The sequence below is a fragment of the Bacteroides sp. MSB163 genome, from assembly GCF_036416795.1.
GTDB classification, from domain to species: domain Bacteria; phylum Bacteroidota; class Bacteroidia; order Bacteroidales; family Bacteroidaceae; genus Bacteroides; species Bacteroides maternus.
Genome location: NZ_CP143867.1, coordinates 1,980,664 through 1,997,173, shown reverse-complemented (window position 1 = coordinate 1,997,173; position 16,510 = coordinate 1,980,664). Strand labels below are relative to the sequence as shown.

General features: G+C 42.9%; 15 protein-coding genes. 6 read left to right on the top strand and 9 right to left on the bottom strand.

Annotation, left to right across the window (positions count from 1 at the left end):
• Window positions 1-111: 111 nt before the first annotated feature.
• From VYM24_RS06945 to rbfA, 4 genes are read right to left on the bottom strand one after another with little or no spacing between them, the layout of a single operon-like run.
• Entirely contained in the window at window positions 112-1,116 is a 1,005-nt protein-coding gene (locus tag VYM24_RS06945) for a sensor histidine kinase (protein WP_299096096.1), read from the bottom strand.
• Between the two features lie 13 nt (window positions 1,117-1,129).
• Window positions 1,130-1,888, bottom strand: a complete 759-nt coding sequence (locus VYM24_RS06940) for a LytR/AlgR family response regulator transcription factor (RefSeq protein WP_330941840.1) — start codon at window positions 1,886-1,888, stop codon at window positions 1,130-1,132.
• Between the two features lie 45 nt (window positions 1,889-1,933).
• The gene (locus VYM24_RS06935) at window positions 1,934-3,166 is read right to left on the bottom strand and encodes an FtsX-like permease family protein (RefSeq protein WP_291550338.1); all 1,233 of its coding nucleotides are present in this window, start codon (window positions 3,164-3,166) and stop codon (window positions 1,934-1,936) included.
• On the bottom strand, window positions 3,163-3,495 hold the full coding sequence (rbfA, locus tag VYM24_RS06930; protein WP_330941839.1) for a 30S ribosome-binding factor RbfA: 333 nt from the start codon (window positions 3,493-3,495) through the stop codon (window positions 3,163-3,165). Before rbfA ends, VYM24_RS06935 begins: the two co-directional genes overlap by 4 nt.
• Before the next feature lie 139 nt (window positions 3,496-3,634).
• On the opposite strand from rbfA, the gene VYM24_RS06925 reads away from it, so the two are divergent.
• Window positions 3,635-4,726: a sensor histidine kinase gene (locus tag VYM24_RS06925; protein ID WP_291550341.1), complete on the top strand. Its 1,092-nt coding sequence runs from the start codon at window positions 3,635-3,637 to the stop codon at window positions 4,724-4,726.
• Complete coding sequence (locus VYM24_RS06920) at window positions 4,723-6,669, top strand: tetratricopeptide repeat-containing sensor histidine kinase (RefSeq protein ID WP_330941838.1); 1,947 nt, start codon at window positions 4,723-4,725, stop codon at window positions 6,667-6,669. Before VYM24_RS06925 ends, VYM24_RS06920 begins: the two co-directional genes overlap by 4 nt.
• A gap of 3 nt (window positions 6,670-6,672) precedes the next feature.
• On the opposite strand, the gene VYM24_RS06915 is transcribed toward VYM24_RS06920, so the two are convergent.
• The 3 genes from VYM24_RS06915 to aroQ form a co-directional block, all read right to left on the bottom strand.
• Window positions 6,673-7,302: an O-methyltransferase gene (locus tag VYM24_RS06915; RefSeq protein ID WP_330941837.1), complete on the bottom strand. Its 630-nt coding sequence runs from the start codon at window positions 7,300-7,302 to the stop codon at window positions 6,673-6,675.
• 87 nt (window positions 7,303-7,389) lie between these two features.
• Entirely contained in the window at window positions 7,390-8,847 is a 1,458-nt protein-coding gene (gene pyk, locus VYM24_RS06910; protein ID WP_330941836.1) for a pyruvate kinase, read from the bottom strand.
• A 30-nt stretch (window positions 8,848-8,877) separates the two neighbouring features.
• Window positions 8,878-9,300 carry a type II 3-dehydroquinate dehydratase gene (gene aroQ / locus VYM24_RS06905; RefSeq protein WP_291550349.1) on the bottom strand — a complete coding sequence of 141 codons (423 nt, stop codon included), beginning with the start codon at window positions 9,298-9,300 and terminating at the stop codon, window positions 8,878-8,880.
• A gap of 272 nt (window positions 9,301-9,572) precedes the next feature.
• Here aroQ and xerD point away from each other — a divergent pair, with 272 nt between their 5' ends.
• The 4 genes from xerD (at window position 9,573) to VYM24_RS06885 (ending at window position 15,057) form a co-directional block, all read left to right on the top strand.
• Window positions 9,573-10,523, top strand: a complete 951-nt coding sequence (gene xerD / locus VYM24_RS06900; RefSeq protein ID WP_291550350.1) for a site-specific tyrosine recombinase XerD — start codon at window positions 9,573-9,575, stop codon at window positions 10,521-10,523.
• Between the two features lie 138 nt (window positions 10,524-10,661).
• Window positions 10,662-12,353: a tetratricopeptide repeat protein gene (locus VYM24_RS06895; protein ID WP_291550351.1), complete on the top strand. Its 1,692-nt coding sequence runs from the start codon at window positions 10,662-10,664 to the stop codon at window positions 12,351-12,353.
• Between the two features lie 98 nt (window positions 12,354-12,451).
• The gene (locus tag VYM24_RS06890) at window positions 12,452-13,504 is read left to right on the top strand and encodes a TlpA disulfide reductase family protein (protein ID WP_330941835.1); all 1,053 of its coding nucleotides are present in this window, start codon (window positions 12,452-12,454) and stop codon (window positions 13,502-13,504) included.
• Window positions 13,505-13,518: 14 nt separating this feature from the next.
• On the top strand, window positions 13,519-15,057 hold the full coding sequence (locus VYM24_RS06885) for a YifB family Mg chelatase-like AAA ATPase (protein ID WP_330941834.1): 1,539 nt from the start codon (window positions 13,519-13,521) through the stop codon (window positions 15,055-15,057).
• Window positions 15,058-15,140: 83 nt separating this feature from the next.
• Here VYM24_RS06885 and lepB read toward each other — a convergent pair whose 3' ends face one another.
• Both lepB and VYM24_RS06875 read right to left on the bottom strand, forming a co-directional pair.
• The gene (lepB, locus tag VYM24_RS06880) at window positions 15,141-15,872 is read right to left on the bottom strand and encodes a signal peptidase I (protein ID WP_330941833.1); all 732 of its coding nucleotides are present in this window, start codon (window positions 15,870-15,872) and stop codon (window positions 15,141-15,143) included.
• Between the two features lie 65 nt (window positions 15,873-15,937).
• Window positions 15,938-16,378: a hypothetical protein gene (locus VYM24_RS06875; RefSeq protein ID WP_330941832.1), complete on the bottom strand. Its 441-nt coding sequence runs from the start codon at window positions 16,376-16,378 to the stop codon at window positions 15,938-15,940.
• Between the last annotated feature and the right edge of the window lie 132 nt (window positions 16,379-16,510).

Below are 16,510 nucleotides of genomic sequence, written 5' to 3'. Positions count from 1 at the left end.
ATTGCAAAGAAAAGAGATTAGCTTGTCCGGTATAAGTCTTTTCCGACGAACTACATGAAAGACCTGTTGAATTTCATTATCCCAAAGATGGAACAAAAGGAAAAAAGAAAATTATTCGAGAAAAGGTACTCTCACTACAAATTCTGTAGTACTTTCTACGATATCAATTGCTTTATCATACAAGGCGTATTGTTTTTCCAGGTTCCCTAACCCTATACCACCTCTATCTACTGAACTCCGCAATTGCATATTATTGGAAACCATGATCCCCTCATCGGTAAAGCCTATCCGAACAATAAGTGGATTCTTTAAAGTAGCTATATTATGCTTTATCGCATTCTCTACCAGCAATTGCAGACTGACGGGAATAATCAATCTGCTTCCATACAAACCACATTCATCTATCTCGATGAACAATGTATCTTCAAAGCGAATCTTCTCCAGAAACACATAGCTTTCCAGAAAAGCCAGTTCTTCCTTCAAAGTAACCATCGGACGATTGTTTGTCAGCAACAGATAACGGTAGACACCTGACAGCTTTTTAGCAAACTGATTGGTCTTTTCCGCATCACTATAAGCCAGTGAGGATAGCACATTCAGACTATTGAACAGGAAATGTGGATTTATCTGGGCTTTCAAAGTTTCATACTGATACTGAATCTTCTCTTTCTCTATAATTGCCAGTTTTTTCTCTGCTTCCATTTGGCTTTGCTGATAAAAGAATATTTCAATCAGAAGAACAATCATGCTATTCCAAAGCACCACTGGCAGAGACATTTTCAGTAGGGCATAATCTTCCGGCCAAGGTTCCTCCAGAATAACGGACAGGATATAATTGGCCGTTATGCCGAAGCAACTCACCCATACGGATGCCAACAATAAATCAATAAAGATTCTCATTGTATTGTTAATGTTGTCCAGCCTCTTATGGACAATAACAATGATGAGAAAGTCGACAATCCCTACAAAGATGCAGGCAGGTAAATTGAGCAGATACTGTGTCTCCAAACTCAGACTCCGGGGAGCATCAGAAAGAAGCTCCGCCACATACTGGAATGCAAACAGAGAAATTGCAATGATCACTATGAAAAGCAGGATATACCATTTATTCTTCATCCCCAAATGTATTTTAAAGCACACCATCCACCCACTTCAGGAAATCAGGAACCCGCACACGACTGATTAAAACCTCGTGCGGACATTCAGGCTGGAAGCTCAACTTCAACCGACTGTTGAAGTACTTGGATATCTTACGGATAGAATTGATATTAGCAATGCAATTGCGGGAAACACGGAAGAAAGTCCTCTCATCCAGCAACTGCTCTATCTGTTCCAAAGTATAGTCCACAATATAGCGTTTATCTGAAAAGGCATGCAGAAAGACTACTTTTTCTTCACTGTAGAAGAAAGCGGTATCTGAAGTCTCCACATAATGATACGCATCACCTTTCTGGATAAGGAAACGGTTCTTTTTACAATTACTCATCAATGCTTCTTCCAGTTTCCTGTAATCGGTAACGGGAGATTGCACAACCCTGAGCTGTTCAAATTTCCTTAATGCCGCCAGTAAATCATCTTCCTCCACAGGCTTTAGCAGATAGTCCACACTATTCACTTTAAAAGCCTGTATGGCATGCTCATCATAGGCGGTAGTAAAAATAACAGGAGTCGTGACCTGTATCTGCTCAAAAATGTCGAAACTGTTTCCATCCGTCAACCGGATATCCAGCAACACCAAATCTACCGGATGATGTTTCAGAAATTGTACGGTCTGCTCCACAGTGGCTGTCCATGCCTCCAATTGATAATCGGGGCGTAACTTCTCCATCATCCGCTTCATCTCTTCATAAGCGAAACGTTCGTCTTCTACTAACAGGTATTTCATCATCCGGCACTCAATTTATAGGAGTCTACTTGTAATCGAAAACAGATGTTATTTCTTCAGTAACCGCCGCGTCAAATAGTGCACCGGATACCACACCGAAAGGAATCCGACCGTGATAACCGTAACAAATATCAGCATGACATCCGTTACATGCACACTGACAGGATAAGCATCCACAATAAAGCCGCCATTACCGCCACCTAAGGAAATAATACCGAAACGCTGCTGGATATAGCAAAGCAACAGCCCCAAAACAATACCGGAAAGTGCACCGAACAGGGAAATAAGCCGGCCTTCAAACAAAAATATACGGGCTATCAAGCGATCATCAGCTCCAAGATTACGCAGAGTCTCTACGTCTTCGCGTTTATCCAAGATCAACATGGAAAGAGAACCAATCACATTGAAACAGGCTATCGCAAGAATAAATGTGAGGAAAAGATAAGATATGAATTTCTCTATCTCCATAATACGGAACACATCAGCCTGCTGCTCATAACGGTCCAGTACCACAAATTCATCACCTAGAATACGGGCAATCTTTCTCTGCACAGCCGTAACATCCGCCCCCGGCTTCAACTTCAATTCAACAGCAGACACCTCCGTGTCATAATTAAAAAGATTACGGGCAAAGCTAAGAGAAGTAAGAATGTAGCGTGCATCATACTTCTGCTGATTAACAACAAACACTACACCGGGAGAGAAAAGGTAATCACGATTGAAAGAAGCGGAAGGATTAGCCATATTCACGCGTACATTCCGTTTGGGAGCATACACCTGAAGGGGATCAACAAACTGAAGTCCTGTTCCCAACTCAGATATCAATTCCACACCCAATACGCCATAATCTACGATAGAGTCATGCAGGATAAACTCACCTGCACCGTACAGCAAACTATCAATAGACGTAAGCTCCTCGAAGTTATCTTCCACCCCTTTAATAATAGCCATAGCCTGACGGTCCTTATATTGCACCATGGCATTCTCTTCCAGCGTCTCCGTCCAGACATCAATCTCCGGCAAAGAGCGCACTTCCTGAAAGGCCGTCCCCTGCGGTTCAAATACTTTTCCTTCACGAACCGTAATTTTCAATTCCGGATCAAAGGCTGTAAAGAACCCTGCCACCATGTCCTGAAAACCATTGAACACGGAGAGTGTACAGACCAATGCCAACGTAGCCAATGCCACTCCACACACCGAAATGCCGGAAATGATATTGATAGCGTTGTGCTTCTTCTTGGAGAAGAGATAACGCCGGGCTATGTAGAAGGGAAGGTTCACTTCAACAATTCATCTATTTTTTCAAGATAATCCAGTGAATCATCCACAAAGAACTTCAGTTCTGGAATGATACGAAGCTGATGACGCACACGGGTCCCCAACTCATAACGGATAGACTTCATATTATCATTGACATTCTTTATTATCTCCTCCGCCTTTTCCGAAGGGAAGATACTGAGATAAACACGTGCGACACTCAAGTCCGGGCTGATACGCACAGCACTGACAGAGATCAGTACACCTGGCATCGACTTAGTCTGCAACAAGAAAATTTCACTCAATTCTTTTTGAAGCAAACGGGATATTTTGTTCTGTCTGGTAGTTTCCATACTATATACTTCTTTAATTTAGAGACAAAGTTACTGAAATATCTCAGTTAGCTGATAAATTATACTTTTTTTAGCACGATTATTGGGACAATCTATTTATAATAAAATTACCTTTGCAACGACACTAATCAAAAAAAACATGAAAAAGCCTGTCTTCATACTACTATTTCTGCTTTCCCCGTTTCTTAGCAGTTATGCCAATCAGGACAGTAAACAAGATAGTCTCTGGAAAGTTGCTAATCAGTATATGCAAGAACAGCAATATGAAAAAGCCGCCAATCTGTATAAAGAATTGGGAGACCGAATTGAAACGGATTACAAAGAAATCAACTCCCATAAAGTAAAGGATTTACGCAAGACATACTCCATAGACGAACTGCAACTAGCCAACAATCAGCAACAGAATCATTTGCTATTAGTAGCCCTCATCATATTGCCCTGTTTCATCATTGCTGCAATCTTTTGCTTCATCTACCTGAAAAAACAAGCCAAAAAGTTAATGTTCTCAAGGCGGAAGTTACAGAAAGCAGAGAAAGCGGTAGAAGACTCGATACGCAACAAAAGCCTTTTCATTTCAAACATGAGCCACGAAATCCGGACTCCATTGAATGCCTTGTCCGGCTTTTCCGATGTACTGACCACTCCCGGCATCGATGATGAAACCCGGAAACAATGCAATGATATCATCCAGTTGAACTCCCGCCTGCTACTGAATCTGGTGAACGATGTGGTAGACATATCCTGCCTTGACGTAACGAACATGAAGTTCAACCTTAAACAATGTGATGCCGTGGACTTATGCGAAGGTATCGTTCAAACATTAGAAGGCATCAAGCAGACACAAGCTGAAATCTTCTTCAAAACCGAACTCCCATCCTTAGAAATCGAGACCGATACCCTCCGGTTGCACCAAGTGCTAATCAATATATTAGTCAATGCCACCAAGTTCACAAAGGAAGGAAGCATCACCCTGCTACTGGAACAAAACGAAAAAGGTATGGCGCAATTCTCCATCACCGATACCGGTTGCGGCATTCCGTTAGAAAAACAAGGCAGAATATTCGAACGCTTCGAAAGAGTAAACGAGAAATCCCAGGGAACAGGTCTTGGATTGGCTATCTGTCAACTCATCATCAGCCGCCTTGGCGGGAATATCTGGATAGACCCGCAATATACCGATGGTTCACGGTTCGTCTTCACCCACCCATTAAAGCAGGAGGACAAGGCATGAAGAAAGCAACATTAATTATTTTGTTTATATCCGGAATGCTATTCCAAATAAAAGCATACCCATCCCACCAAACAGAGCAACAATTCCGCGACAGCATTTTTCAGGTCGTCAAATCCGAGACTAATGATACACTTCGTTCAAAGATATTGAGAGATGCTTTCCAGCAATACATAGGAAAAAAGGTTGGTACAGAATTTCTCGACTCCGCTCTTGTACTTTCCAGACAGAAAGGAATGCACGAAGAAGAGTTATACACTCTTTTTGATTATTGCCGCCACTATGAATTCCAGGCTGACGCTTCTGAGATGGAACGGTGTTTTCAGAATCTGAAAGAAGCCAGCTACCGATATAAGGATTACTCGCTCTATTATACAATCTGGTTATCCATATTACAGACCAAGTGTGCCCAGGGAGACACAGAATACGCCATCATGCAAGCCCGGGAAATGCAAAAAGAAGCCGATCGCATCCAATACGACAGGGGAGTATTCGTTTCACTCATCGCCTTGGCACAAGCACAAGACTTTGCTGAACAATATGACGAAGCGGTTGCAAGCTATAAACAAGCTTTGATAGTAAATCCGGATGCCAACAACCATTCTCTGATGCTGATACACGAGAATTTGGCGGGAATATATCTGGCACAACAGAAGTATACAGAAGCCCGCAGTGAATTGGAGCTGCTACAAGAGGTCTTGAAAAAGATGGTAGAAGAGGATCCGCAATCCACAAATATATTGAGAAACATTTTTTTAGAAACAGAGATCTATTTCGGTATGGTTTATGCTAAGGCCGAAGACAAAGATAGCCTTAAATTGCATTTGGCAAGGGCAGAAAAGTACTACGATAAGGATATATTCTTCAGCTACTATATTGATTACCATGCTCTATGGGGCGTATACTATAAGCTCATAAAAGACTGGGGAAAGTGTTTCCAATCATTCGATCTGGCCTTGTCAGCCTGTCAGGGGATAGAGCCTTTCCATGACAACAGTATTCTCAAGATGAAAGCAGAGGCTATGCTAGAGGCAGGTCAATACGAAGAAGCAGCCAACATCTACAAAACAGCCGCCTTCAAAGGGGACTCTCTCAACAAAGATATGCTGCAACGCCATGAAGAAGTATATCAAGCTAATTACAAGATCCAAAAAGCCTTATTAGATAAAGAATTGTTGACCAAACAATATCGCTGGATATACGTCGGGGCATCTGCCATTATACTTATCCTGATGCTTCTTGCCATCATACGTGCCTTTCGCATTCACCGGCAATTACGTGATTCGGAAAAAGAAACCCGGCATGCGTTAGAAACGATAGAAGCAGCAAATAAAATGAAAGAGTATTTTCTGCAAAATATCACTTATGAAATCCGCATACCACTGAATACAGTCGTAGGTTTTTCCGAACTATTATCTACCGAGAAAAATCTTTCCGAGGAGGAAATACAGGAGTATTCGGCAGCCATAAAGAATAACTCTGAAAAGCTACTGGCCTTGATAAACAACATCCTTGATTTATCACGCCTTGAAGCTGGCATGATGCGGTTTAACGTACAGGAATGTGATGCCGTAGAACTTTGCCGGGAAGCAAAGATGATGGTAAACATGCAGACCACGTTAGTGAATCCGGAATTCCACACCACTCTGGAGACATTACCCATCCAGGCGGATAGCAGATGGTTCCTCAAACTGCTTTCATCATTATTGTCCGTACCAAGGTTATATGACGGAAATATCTGCCAAGTAGAATACACACTGACCAGAGAAGAGCAACGCCTTAAAATCACAGTAAAAGGAAGTCCTCTCTACCAAGTGTGGGAAGACGAACAGGAACAACGTATCTTGCACGACATCAACCGGCTTTATCTGGGGGCATTTAAAGGGAACTATCAGGTTTCAGAAGGAGTGGAAAAAGTGGTTACAATTACTTATCCTCTGACTTAAATATCATTTCTTGCGGATAATGGTCAGTCCGTCACGCAAAGGAAGAATTACCTTCTCTACCCGTGCATCCTGTGCGACAAGGTCATTGAAAGCCTTGATTCCTATAGTCTGCAGATCAGTACGATGCGGTTGTTCTTCAAGAACATGACCGTCCCACAAAGTATTATCGGCAATAATGTAACCGCCATCGGAAAGACGCGACAGCACCATCTCATAATAATCGATATATTTACGCTTGTCACCATCAATAAAGGCAAGGTCGAAACTAAGATCCAACTGTGGAACCATTTCCAACGCATCACCTATATAAAACCTGATCTTATCCGCATAAGCAGAATTCTCCAACCAGGGACGGGTGAAGTCTTCTTGTTCATCATTGATCTCAAACGTGTATAACATTCCGTCTTCCGGTAATCCTTCGGCCATGCAAAGAGCAGAATAACCGCTATAAGTACCTATTTCCAGAATACGATGAGGACGTATCATTTTGACAAACATCTTTAGCATCCGCCCTTGCAAATGGCCTGATGCCATACGCGGATACAACAATTTAATATGTGTATCCCGATAAAGGGCTTTCAGATAATCACCTTCATCGTCAATGTGCTGCAAAATATATTCGTCTATGCTCATAGGAATGAAGAATGAGGGATTAAGAATGAAGAATCAGATTGCGCTGCCTGCTGCACAATTATTCTTCATTCTTAATTCTTCATTTAATTAAAGGTATCTGTTCTTATTCGGCAATACGCTTTCTCCGGAATACTTCAAGGCATCTCCCACTATATTAATTTCGAGGAAAGAAGTGTGTGTTCCTGCTTTACCGCTACTCAGATAACCCACCATATCTGTTTCAGACAGACGGCCTTCTTTCAGCAGACGGCGCAAGGCAGCAAAATAGTATTCCTGCCCGTTGGCAAGTTCCGGCATGTAAATAGCTTCCACACCGTAAGAAAGTGCCAGATGACGCATTGTCTTTTCTTTATAGCAAATAGCCAGTACTGGATATTTACCACGGAATGCAGCAAGGTTACGGGCAGTGCGTCCACTGTAGCTATCGGTAATAATGGCACGTATCTTCAGCTTAGAAGTAGCTTTTACAGCTTGCTTTGCAAGGAAGGCAGTCACGTCATTACTGTTCTCATCCAATGGAATACGGATATCATTATCTGCCAGTTTATCTTTTTCTGCCTGTGCGGCAACTTTCGTCATGGTCTTCACAGCATCCAACGGATATTTACCATACGCCGTTTCACCGCTCAGCATCAAAGCATCCGTACGATAATAGATAGCATTCGCAATATCTGTTACCTCTGCACGGGTAGGACGCGGATTGGTAATCATTGTATGAAGCATCTGCGTAGCCACAATTACCGGTTTCTTTGCCAGGATACATTTACGAATCAGCAAACGCTGAATACCCGGAATACGTTCTTGGGGGACTTCGATACCGAGGTCACCACGAGCCACCATCACACCGTCAGCCACTTCCAGGATTTCATCAATGTTATCAACGCCTTCCTGATTCTCTATCTTGGCTACGATACGGATATCACTGTTATGAGCATCCAGAATTTCCTTTATATCCAGCACATCCTGTTTATTACGCACAAAAGAGTGAGCGATAAAGTCGATGTCTTTCTCAATGGCATAAAGGATGTTATTGCGGTCTTTCTCTGTCAGAGAAGGAAGGTTGATGCGTACACCCGGTACATTGACACTCTTACGGCTTCCCAGCGTAGCTTCATTCTGCACCTCACACAGCAAATATTCAGGAGTCTTATCTACAACTATCATTTCCAGATCGCCATCGTCGATAAGAATGTGGACGCCTACCGACACATCGTGCACAAAATTAGGATAAGAGACAGAGATGCACTCACGGGTAGTGGGAATATCGGGATTGCCTACCACTTTCACCCTGTCTCCCGTTTTATAAGGTATAGGTTCTTCACTAATAGTGGTGCGGACTTCCGGACCTTTTGTATCCATCAGGATAGCAATGCGGTTGGACACCGTACGAACATTATTTATCAACTTCTCAAGGCCGTCATACCCAAGATGCGCCGTGTTCATACGCACCACGTTCATACCGGCTTCAAACAAGCCTTTTATAAAATCAACGTCACAACGCTTATCTGAAATGGTTGCAACGATTTTAGTCTGTTTCAATAACATAATCTTATACCTATTTTATTTAATTACAAATTACGAATTACCGGCCAACGCTTCGAGCGCCAGGCGGTAGGAGTTCAAGCCGAAACCGCAAATCACACCTTTACAGGCACAGGCAATCATAGACACATGCCGGAAAGCCTCACGGGCATGTACATTGGAAATATGCACCTCAATAACCGGAGAAGTCACTGAACGGATGGCATCCTGCAAAGCAATAGAGGTATGGGTGTAGGCACCTGCGTTCAGGATGATTCCATCCACCTCAAAACCGGTTTGCTGGATTTTGTCTATCAACTCTCCCTCAATGTTTGACTGGAAATAGTCTATTTGCACATCAGCGTACTTCTCACGAAGTTCAGCAAGGTAATCCTCAAAAGTAACACTGCCGTAAATGGAAGGTTCACGCTTACCCAATAGATTGATATTCGGGCCGTTAATTATTTGTATCCTCATAACACAATTTTTTATACCTTTGTCTCCCGAAAGTATCAACTCCGTACGAGGTCCGTATCAACTCCATACGAACTCCGTGTCAGGTCCGTAGCAGCTCCGTAGCAAGTCCAAGCCTATAGATACGGAGCTGGTACGGAGGAAGTACGGCTCAGATACGTCTGAGAAACGTTAAAATCAAGCTGTAAAGATAGTGCAGACTGAAAGCGGAAACAAATTCGCATTATTCCGCCGGGTTACTGCCTATTTTCACGGTGCAAAGGTAGAAAAAAGAAATGAAATTAGACGAAAAAACAATAAATAAGGAGAAAGAAGCACTGATTATCAGGAAGTATCCGCAGTATCTAAAGTTAGAAAAAGCACTTTCCGCCAATACGCTTGATGCCTATCTGACCGATCTTGATAAATTGCTGCGCTTTTTGAAAGCAGAGAATATCGATATGCTGTCAGTCACTCTGGACGACTTGCAACGTTTCGCCGCTGGCTTGCATGACATCGGCATCCATCCCCGCTCCCAGGCACGCATCATGTCCGGAATAAAATCATTCTTCCACTTCCTGATTATGGCAGACTATCGGGAAGATGATCCCAGTGAACTGCTCGAAGGTCCTAAAATAGGTTTTAAACTGCCGGAGGTACTGACCGTAGAAGAAATAGACACCATCATAGCTACTGTAGACATGAGTAAAAAGGAAGGCCAGCGCAACCGAGCCATTCTGGAAACTCTATACAGCTGCGGACTGCGCGTCTCGGAACTTTGTAGTCTGAAGCTGTCCGAGCTCTATTTCGATGAAGGTTTCATTAAGGTAGAAGGAAAAGGCAGCAAACAGCGATTAGTCCCCATCTCCCCACGTGCCATCAAAGAAATAAAATACTGGTTACTCGACCGTAATGTTGGTAAAATAAAGAAAGGATTTGAAGATTATGTATTCCTTGCCCGCTGGGGGAACAGTATCTCGCGCATCATGGTTTTTCACCTGATAAAGGAGTTGGCGGAGAAAGCTGGTATCACCAAAAACATCAGCCCGCACACCTTCCGTCATTCCTTCGCTACCCACTTGCTGGAAGGAGGCGCAAACCTGCGTGCCATACAATGTATGCTGGGACACGAGTCCATCGCTACTACCGAAATTTATACCCATATCGACCGGAATATGTTGCGGAGTGAGATCATTGAACACCATCCAAGAAACATCAAGTACAGAAAAGAGACAGGATTTCATTAAATTATAATAAAATTGGCTATTCCTTTCAGATTGTGCCGGGAGATTTAATATCTTTGCGATACTATTATCATGTGGTAATAGGCACTGAGAGAAACCAATAGACTAATTTCAATTACAAACAATTAATTTATACCTAAAATGACTAAGAGATTGTATCTGCCTTTGTTAATGGCACTGGTTGTTGCACTTTCATCTTGTAGCAGCAAAATGGGTGAATTATCTTCTGATTATTTCACCGTAACCCCTCAGGTTCTTGAAGCTGTCGGTGGCAAAGTTCCCGCCACTATCAACGGAAAATTCCCTGAAAAGTATTTTAACAAGAAAGCTGTAGTAGAAGTAACCCCGGTTCTGAAATGGAACGGTGGAGAAGCTAAAGGACAGTCAGCCGTATTCCAAGGAGAAAAAGTAGAAGGTAACGACCAAACTATCTCGTACAAGATGGGTGGTAACTACACTATGAAAACTTCTTTCGACTATGTTCCCGAAATGGCTAAATCAGAGTTATATCTGGAATTCAAGGCCACAATAGGTAGCAAAACAGTTACTATTCCTGCTGTGAAGGTAGCTGACGGTGTGATTTCCACTTCTGAAATGGTTGAGCAGACACTGAGTAGCGCTACTCCTGCTAACGGTGACGACGCTTTCCAACGTATCATCAAGGAAAAACACGATGCTAACATCATGTTCTTGATTCAACAAGCTAACGTTCGTGCCGGCGAATTGAAGACCGCTAAGGAATTCAACGAAGAAGTAAAGAACGTAGACGGTGCTGTTAACAAGAAGATCAGCAACATCGAAGTTTCTGCTTATGCATCTCCCGATGGTGGTGTAAGCCTGAACACTAAGTTGGCCGAAAACCGTCAGGACAACACTGCAAAGGTTATCAACCAGAACTTGAAGAAAGCAAAAATTGACGCTGCAATCGATACAAAATATACTGCTCAGGACTGGGAAGGTTTCCAGGAATTGGTATCTAAATCTAATATCCAAGATAAAGAACTGATCCTTCGCGTTCTGTCTATGTATTCTGATCCTGAACAAAGAGAGCAGGAAATCAAGAACATTTCTTCTGTTTATAAGAACTTAGCTGACGAAATCTTGCCGCAATTGCGTCGTTCTCGTCTGACTTTAAATTATGAAATCATCGGTAAGTCTGATGACGAAATCGCTAATCTGGCTAACACAGATGCTAAGCAACTAAGTCTGGAAGAATTGCTGTACGCAGCTACTCTGACTAACGATCCGGCTAAGCAAGAAGTAATCTTCACTAAAGCTACTCAGATTTATCCGAACGACTATCGCGCTTACAATAACTTAGGTAAACTGGCTTACCAGGCAGGTAACCTTGACAAGGCTGAAAGCTACTTCAAGAAAGCTGCTTCTATCAAGGATGCTCCTGAAGTTAACATGAACCTTGGTTTGATCGCTTTGACAAAGGGTGATAAAGCTGCCGCTGAAACTTACCTGAGCAAAGCTTCCGGTGCAAAAGAACTGAACGAAGCTCTGGGTAACCTCTACGTCGCTCAAGGTCAATATGACAGAGCCGTAAGCGCATTCGGCAACACGAAATCTAACAGTGCCGCTTTGGCTCAGATTCTGGCTAAGGACTACAACAAAGCTAAAAATACTTTGGCAAGTGTAGAAAAGCCAGACGCTTATACTGAATACCTGATGGCTGTATTAGGTGCAAGAACTAACAATTCTTCTATGGTTACCAGCAGCTTGAAGAGCGCTGTAGCTAAAGATTCTTCATTAGCTAAGAAAGCCGCTTCTGACCTGGAATTTGCTAAGTACTTTACGAATGCAGATTTCATGAGCATCATTCAGTAAATAAAAAAATATCTATAGAATGCCCGGCGTTGAGAAATGTCGGGCATTTCTTTTTTATTATCTGCAAAAGCCGTACTTTCGCAAAAAAGTATTTAAAGATGAAGAACGTTTGTCTATTATATCTTCTATTAATCGGTCTCTCTGCCTGTGGTGGAAAGAAGACCGATAGTATCAGCCTCAGCGGAGAAATCAAAGGATTGGGGAATGATACCATCTACTTATATGGTGCGGACAGAATGCATGACCGCATGGATACACTGATTGCCGAAAAAGATAAATTCTCCGCGACACTTTCTGCTGATACGTTAGTCACCACAATCTTATTATTCAGTGATGGAACGGAGTACCCGCTTTTCCTGAATAAAGGAGATAAAATACAAATAAAAGGCTCCATGGCCGAACTATCCTCTTTACAAATCAGCGGCAATGCCCCTAATAAAGAATTAACAGACTTCAACCAGGACCTGAAAGGATTGGGTACCCCGTCCGGAAAAGCTTTGGAAGAAAAAGCAGAGAATTTCATTACTGAACATCCTGCTTCATTAGTCAGTATCTATCTGCTTGATAAATACTTTGTGCAAAACCCTCAACCCGATCTGACACAAATCCAGAAACTGGCCGACCGTATGACCGGAGAACTGAAGGACCGTCCCTTTATGGATGCATTGCTGAAGCGGATTGAAGAAGAAGAAAAGGTAGCTGTAGGGAAATCGGCGCCCTACTTCCGACTACGCAATGCGGAAGATAAAGATATAAGCCGCTCCAACTTTAAAGATCAGTACCTGCTCATACAGTTCTGGGCTTCGTGGGATACGGTCAGCCGTGCAAACAATGCCATGTTCCGCCGTATTTATAAGAAAGAGCAGAAGAATAAGAACTTCGCGTTGCTGGGCATTTCTCTCGATCTTAATAAAAAGAAATGGCAGGAAACCATCAAAGCAGATACGCTGAAATGGGAACAAGTCTGTGATTTCTCCGGCTGGAGCGGAGAGATTATCAAACAATTTGCCATACAGACGCTTCCTACCAACATACTTCTCAGTCCTACGGGAAGAATAGAAGGTAAAAATCTGGATGAAAAAGCAATTGAGAACAAGCTAAAAGAGATTGCTGAAAAAGAAAAGGAGAAGAAAAAAACTACTCACCACTAATCACTAATAAACACGTGCTAATCAAAGTTTTCGGAGCGGCTGTACAAGGCATTGACGCAACCCTCATCACAATCGAAGTAAATAGTTCAAGAGGTTGTATGTTCTATCTTGTCGGACTACCGGATTCGGCCGTCAAAGAAAGCCACCAACGTATCATTTCCGCACTACAAGTGAATGGATACCGAATACCTACCAGCAATATCATCATCAATATGGCACCTGCTGATATCCGCAAAGAAGGTTCCGCCTATGACCTCCCACTTGCCATTGGTATGCTTGCCGCCGGAGAAGTAATCCAACCGGATAAGCTGAACCGTTACCTGATGATGGGCGAGCTGAGCCTTGACGGTAGCCTGCAACCCATCAAGGGGGCTCTGCCCATTGCCATCAAAGCACGTGAATTAGGATTCGAAGGAATCATAGTACCCAGACAGAACGCTCTTGAAGCGGCAGTAGTCAATCAGATTCAAGTATATGGAGTTGAAAACATCAAAGAGGTAATAGAATTCTTCAATGGGAAGCAGGAACTCACTCCTACCATCGTCAACACCCGCGAAGAGTTTTATGCGCAACAAAGTAGCTTTGATCTGGACTTTGCAGATGTAAAAGGACAGGAAAACGTAAAACGTGCACTGGAAGTGGCCGCGGCAGGGGGGCATAATATTATTCTGATTGGCGCCCCAGGAAGCGGAAAATCCATGCTTGCCAAAAGATTACCATCCATTCTTCCCCCGCTGTCCCTGGGAGAGAGCCTTGAAACTACAAAAATACATTCTGTGGCAGGAAGACTGCAAAACAATACGGGACTTATTTCAAAACGCCCGTTCCGCGATCCGCATCACACTATCTCTACAGTAGCCATGACCGGTGGAGGCAGTTATCCACAACCGGGAGAAATCAGCCTTGCCCATAATGGTATTTTATTTCTGGACGAATTGCCGGAATTCAATCGCAGCGTACTGGAAGTCCTCCGTCAACCGCTGGAAGACCGGAAGATCACCATTTCCCGCGTGAGAAGCAATGTGGAATATCCTGCCAGTTTTATGCTGGTAGCCTCTATGAACCCATGCCCTTGCGGATATTACAATCATCCGACAAAAGCTTGCGTATGTAGCCCGGGGCAAGTACAAAAATACCTGAACCGTATCTCCGGCCCTTTACTTGACCGCATCGACCTACAAATCGAAGTCGTTCCTGTACCTTTTGAGAAAATGTCCGATGCTCGTCCGGGAGAGGCGAGTTCCAGCATACGAGAGCGTGTAATCTCTGCCCGGCAAATTCAGGAAAACAGGTATGCAGATATTCCGGGCGTTTACTGTAATGCGCAAATGAGCAGCAAACTACTTTCCCTATATGCTCGTCCGGATGACAAAGGTCTTGCCTTGCTGAAAAATGCAATGAACAGGCTCAATCTTTCCGCCCGTGCCTATGACCGTATACTAAAAGTCGCGCGTACCATTGCCGACCTTGAAAACAGTGATCTGATACAGCCCTCACATTTGGCAGAAGCCATTGGATACAGGAATCTGGATAGAGAAGACTGGGCAGGATAATGAAACCGGAACAAGCCGTTGGCAAGCCAAGTATCAAGCCACAAATCAAAATTTTCTTTATCACTAATTGCCAATCATTAACTTCACAATTTCTTAAACATTCTTTCCCAACGGATTTTTCCCGTTTCCGGTTCTTTAGAAAACCATGTAAACAACCCTACTCCCAGAATAAAATCTTCCGGTAGTATCCCCCAAAAGCGTGAATCGTAAGAATCCGCATAGTTATCACCACGCATAAAGTAATAGTTGCATCTAAAACGATAACTATGCATCACCGTGTCAGCATGTATCACAGACTCTTTCATCAGTTTCGGCATTAATCCCGTCTCATACTCTATGCAGCGGCTGTAGTGATGAAAGTTCACGGTATCTATTCTCACTGCCTCTCCTTGATGAGGAAGATATACGCTATGGGTTCCTCCCTCCCACAACCAGCGGTAAGTATCTCCCGGTGTAGCCACACAACGCTTGCAAAAGAACAGGCCGAACCCCATAATCATTCTTTCTTCCCCCTGGAAATAGGGGAAGTTAAACACCGTTACATCTCCTTTTCGCACTTCACGCGTTCCCTCTTTCCGCTGCACAATGTAATGCTCGGGGCGTACGTCATCTTTCTTTATTTCTCGCCTACCGGGGATACGCAGGAAAGCGATGATGTAATCCCCTGCCGTCAAAGTAGGGGACATAGAGTAGGTGGGGATGACAAAAGAGGTCAGCAGGTAAAGCCGGATGAATACATATATCTGAAAAAGACCGAAGCATCCGAAGACGCTCCAGCCGACTCTCCTCAATATGCGTTTAGTTTTTAAATTCATAGGCGTTCGGATATAACAAATTCCCTTCATTATTTCTTAAAGAATTAAGGCAATACACTTTTCTTTCATTCCCGAATGTAACGCATTTTTTCTATAACAAATTTATAATACAAGTCTGAAAGAGTATTTGATTTTGACGAATCAAAAAAAGCATATCCTATCATATTCTCTCCCAACAAAAAAGTCATAGGAATTTCATCAAACATGGATAAAGGAAAACCTGTGAGCGATTTCTCTATTCTATATGTTGTGAAACCACTCTTCTCTTCAAAAAGTTTCTGCTCACGATAACTAGAAAACTTCCCCACAATAAAAACTTCCGGTTTAATATCAGAGGGAATTGTTGATTGTAAAAACTGTAACTGCATCTCATAACAAGAAGCGCATCCCAACTCCGGCAAATAAATGACAATCTTCGTATTCTTGATACTTTGACTTAAGTAAAGGCTCCGCCTAACAGTACGATCAATCCCAGATTCCCCTTCATAGATAATCTCGCATATCATTTCATTTGCCTCTTTACACCGCTAAGATATATACGCGTAACATCTTGCTTATTCTTTTGAGGAAAAAATAAAGATCTGATTCTTCCAACTTCATCCGTAAAAACAAAGAATCTTTGCTCTAATCCGTTCTCC

Bases quoted from the DNA above. Each gene is read 5' to 3' on its own strand.
- lepB (WP_330941833.1), bottom strand. From the start codon at position 15,872: ATGAATTTAAAAACTAAACGCATATTGAGGAGAGTCGGCTGGAGCGTC.
- VYM24_RS06890 (WP_330941835.1), top strand. From the start codon at position 12,452: ATGAAGAACGTTTGTCTATTATATCTTCTATTAATCGGTCTCTCTGCC.
- VYM24_RS06895 (WP_291550351.1), top strand. From the start codon at position 10,662: ATGACTAAGAGATTGTATCTGCCTTTGTTAATGGCACTGGTTGTTGCA.
- VYM24_RS06920 (WP_330941838.1), top strand. From the start codon at position 4,723: ATGAAGAAAGCAACATTAATTATTTTGTTTATATCCGGAATGCTATTC.
- aroQ (WP_291550349.1), bottom strand. From the start codon at position 9,300: ATGAGGATACAAATAATTAACGGCCCGAATATCAATCTATTGGGTAAG.
- VYM24_RS06945 (WP_299096096.1), bottom strand. From the start codon at position 1,116: ATGAAGAATAAATGGTATATCCTGCTTTTCATAGTGATCATTGCAATT.
- VYM24_RS06940 (WP_330941840.1), bottom strand. From the start codon at position 1,888: ATGATGAAATACCTGTTAGTAGAAGACGAACGTTTCGCTTATGAAGAG.
- pyk (WP_330941836.1), bottom strand. From the start codon at position 8,847: ATGTTATTGAAACAGACTAAAATCGTTGCAACCATTTCAGATAAGCGT.
- VYM24_RS06915 (WP_330941837.1), bottom strand. From the start codon at position 7,302: ATGAGCATAGACGAATATATTTTGCAGCACATTGACGATGAAGGTGAT.
- VYM24_RS06925 (WP_291550341.1), top strand. From the start codon at position 3,635: ATGAAAAAGCCTGTCTTCATACTACTATTTCTGCTTTCCCCGTTTCTT.
- rbfA (WP_330941839.1), bottom strand. From the start codon at position 3,495: ATGGAAACTACCAGACAGAACAAAATATCCCGTTTGCTTCAAAAAGAA.
- VYM24_RS06875 (WP_330941832.1), bottom strand. From the start codon at position 16,378: ATGATATGCGAGATTATCTATGAAGGGGAATCTGGGATTGATCGTACT.
- xerD (WP_291550350.1), top strand. From the start codon at position 9,573: ATGAAATTAGACGAAAAAACAATAAATAAGGAGAAAGAAGCACTGATT.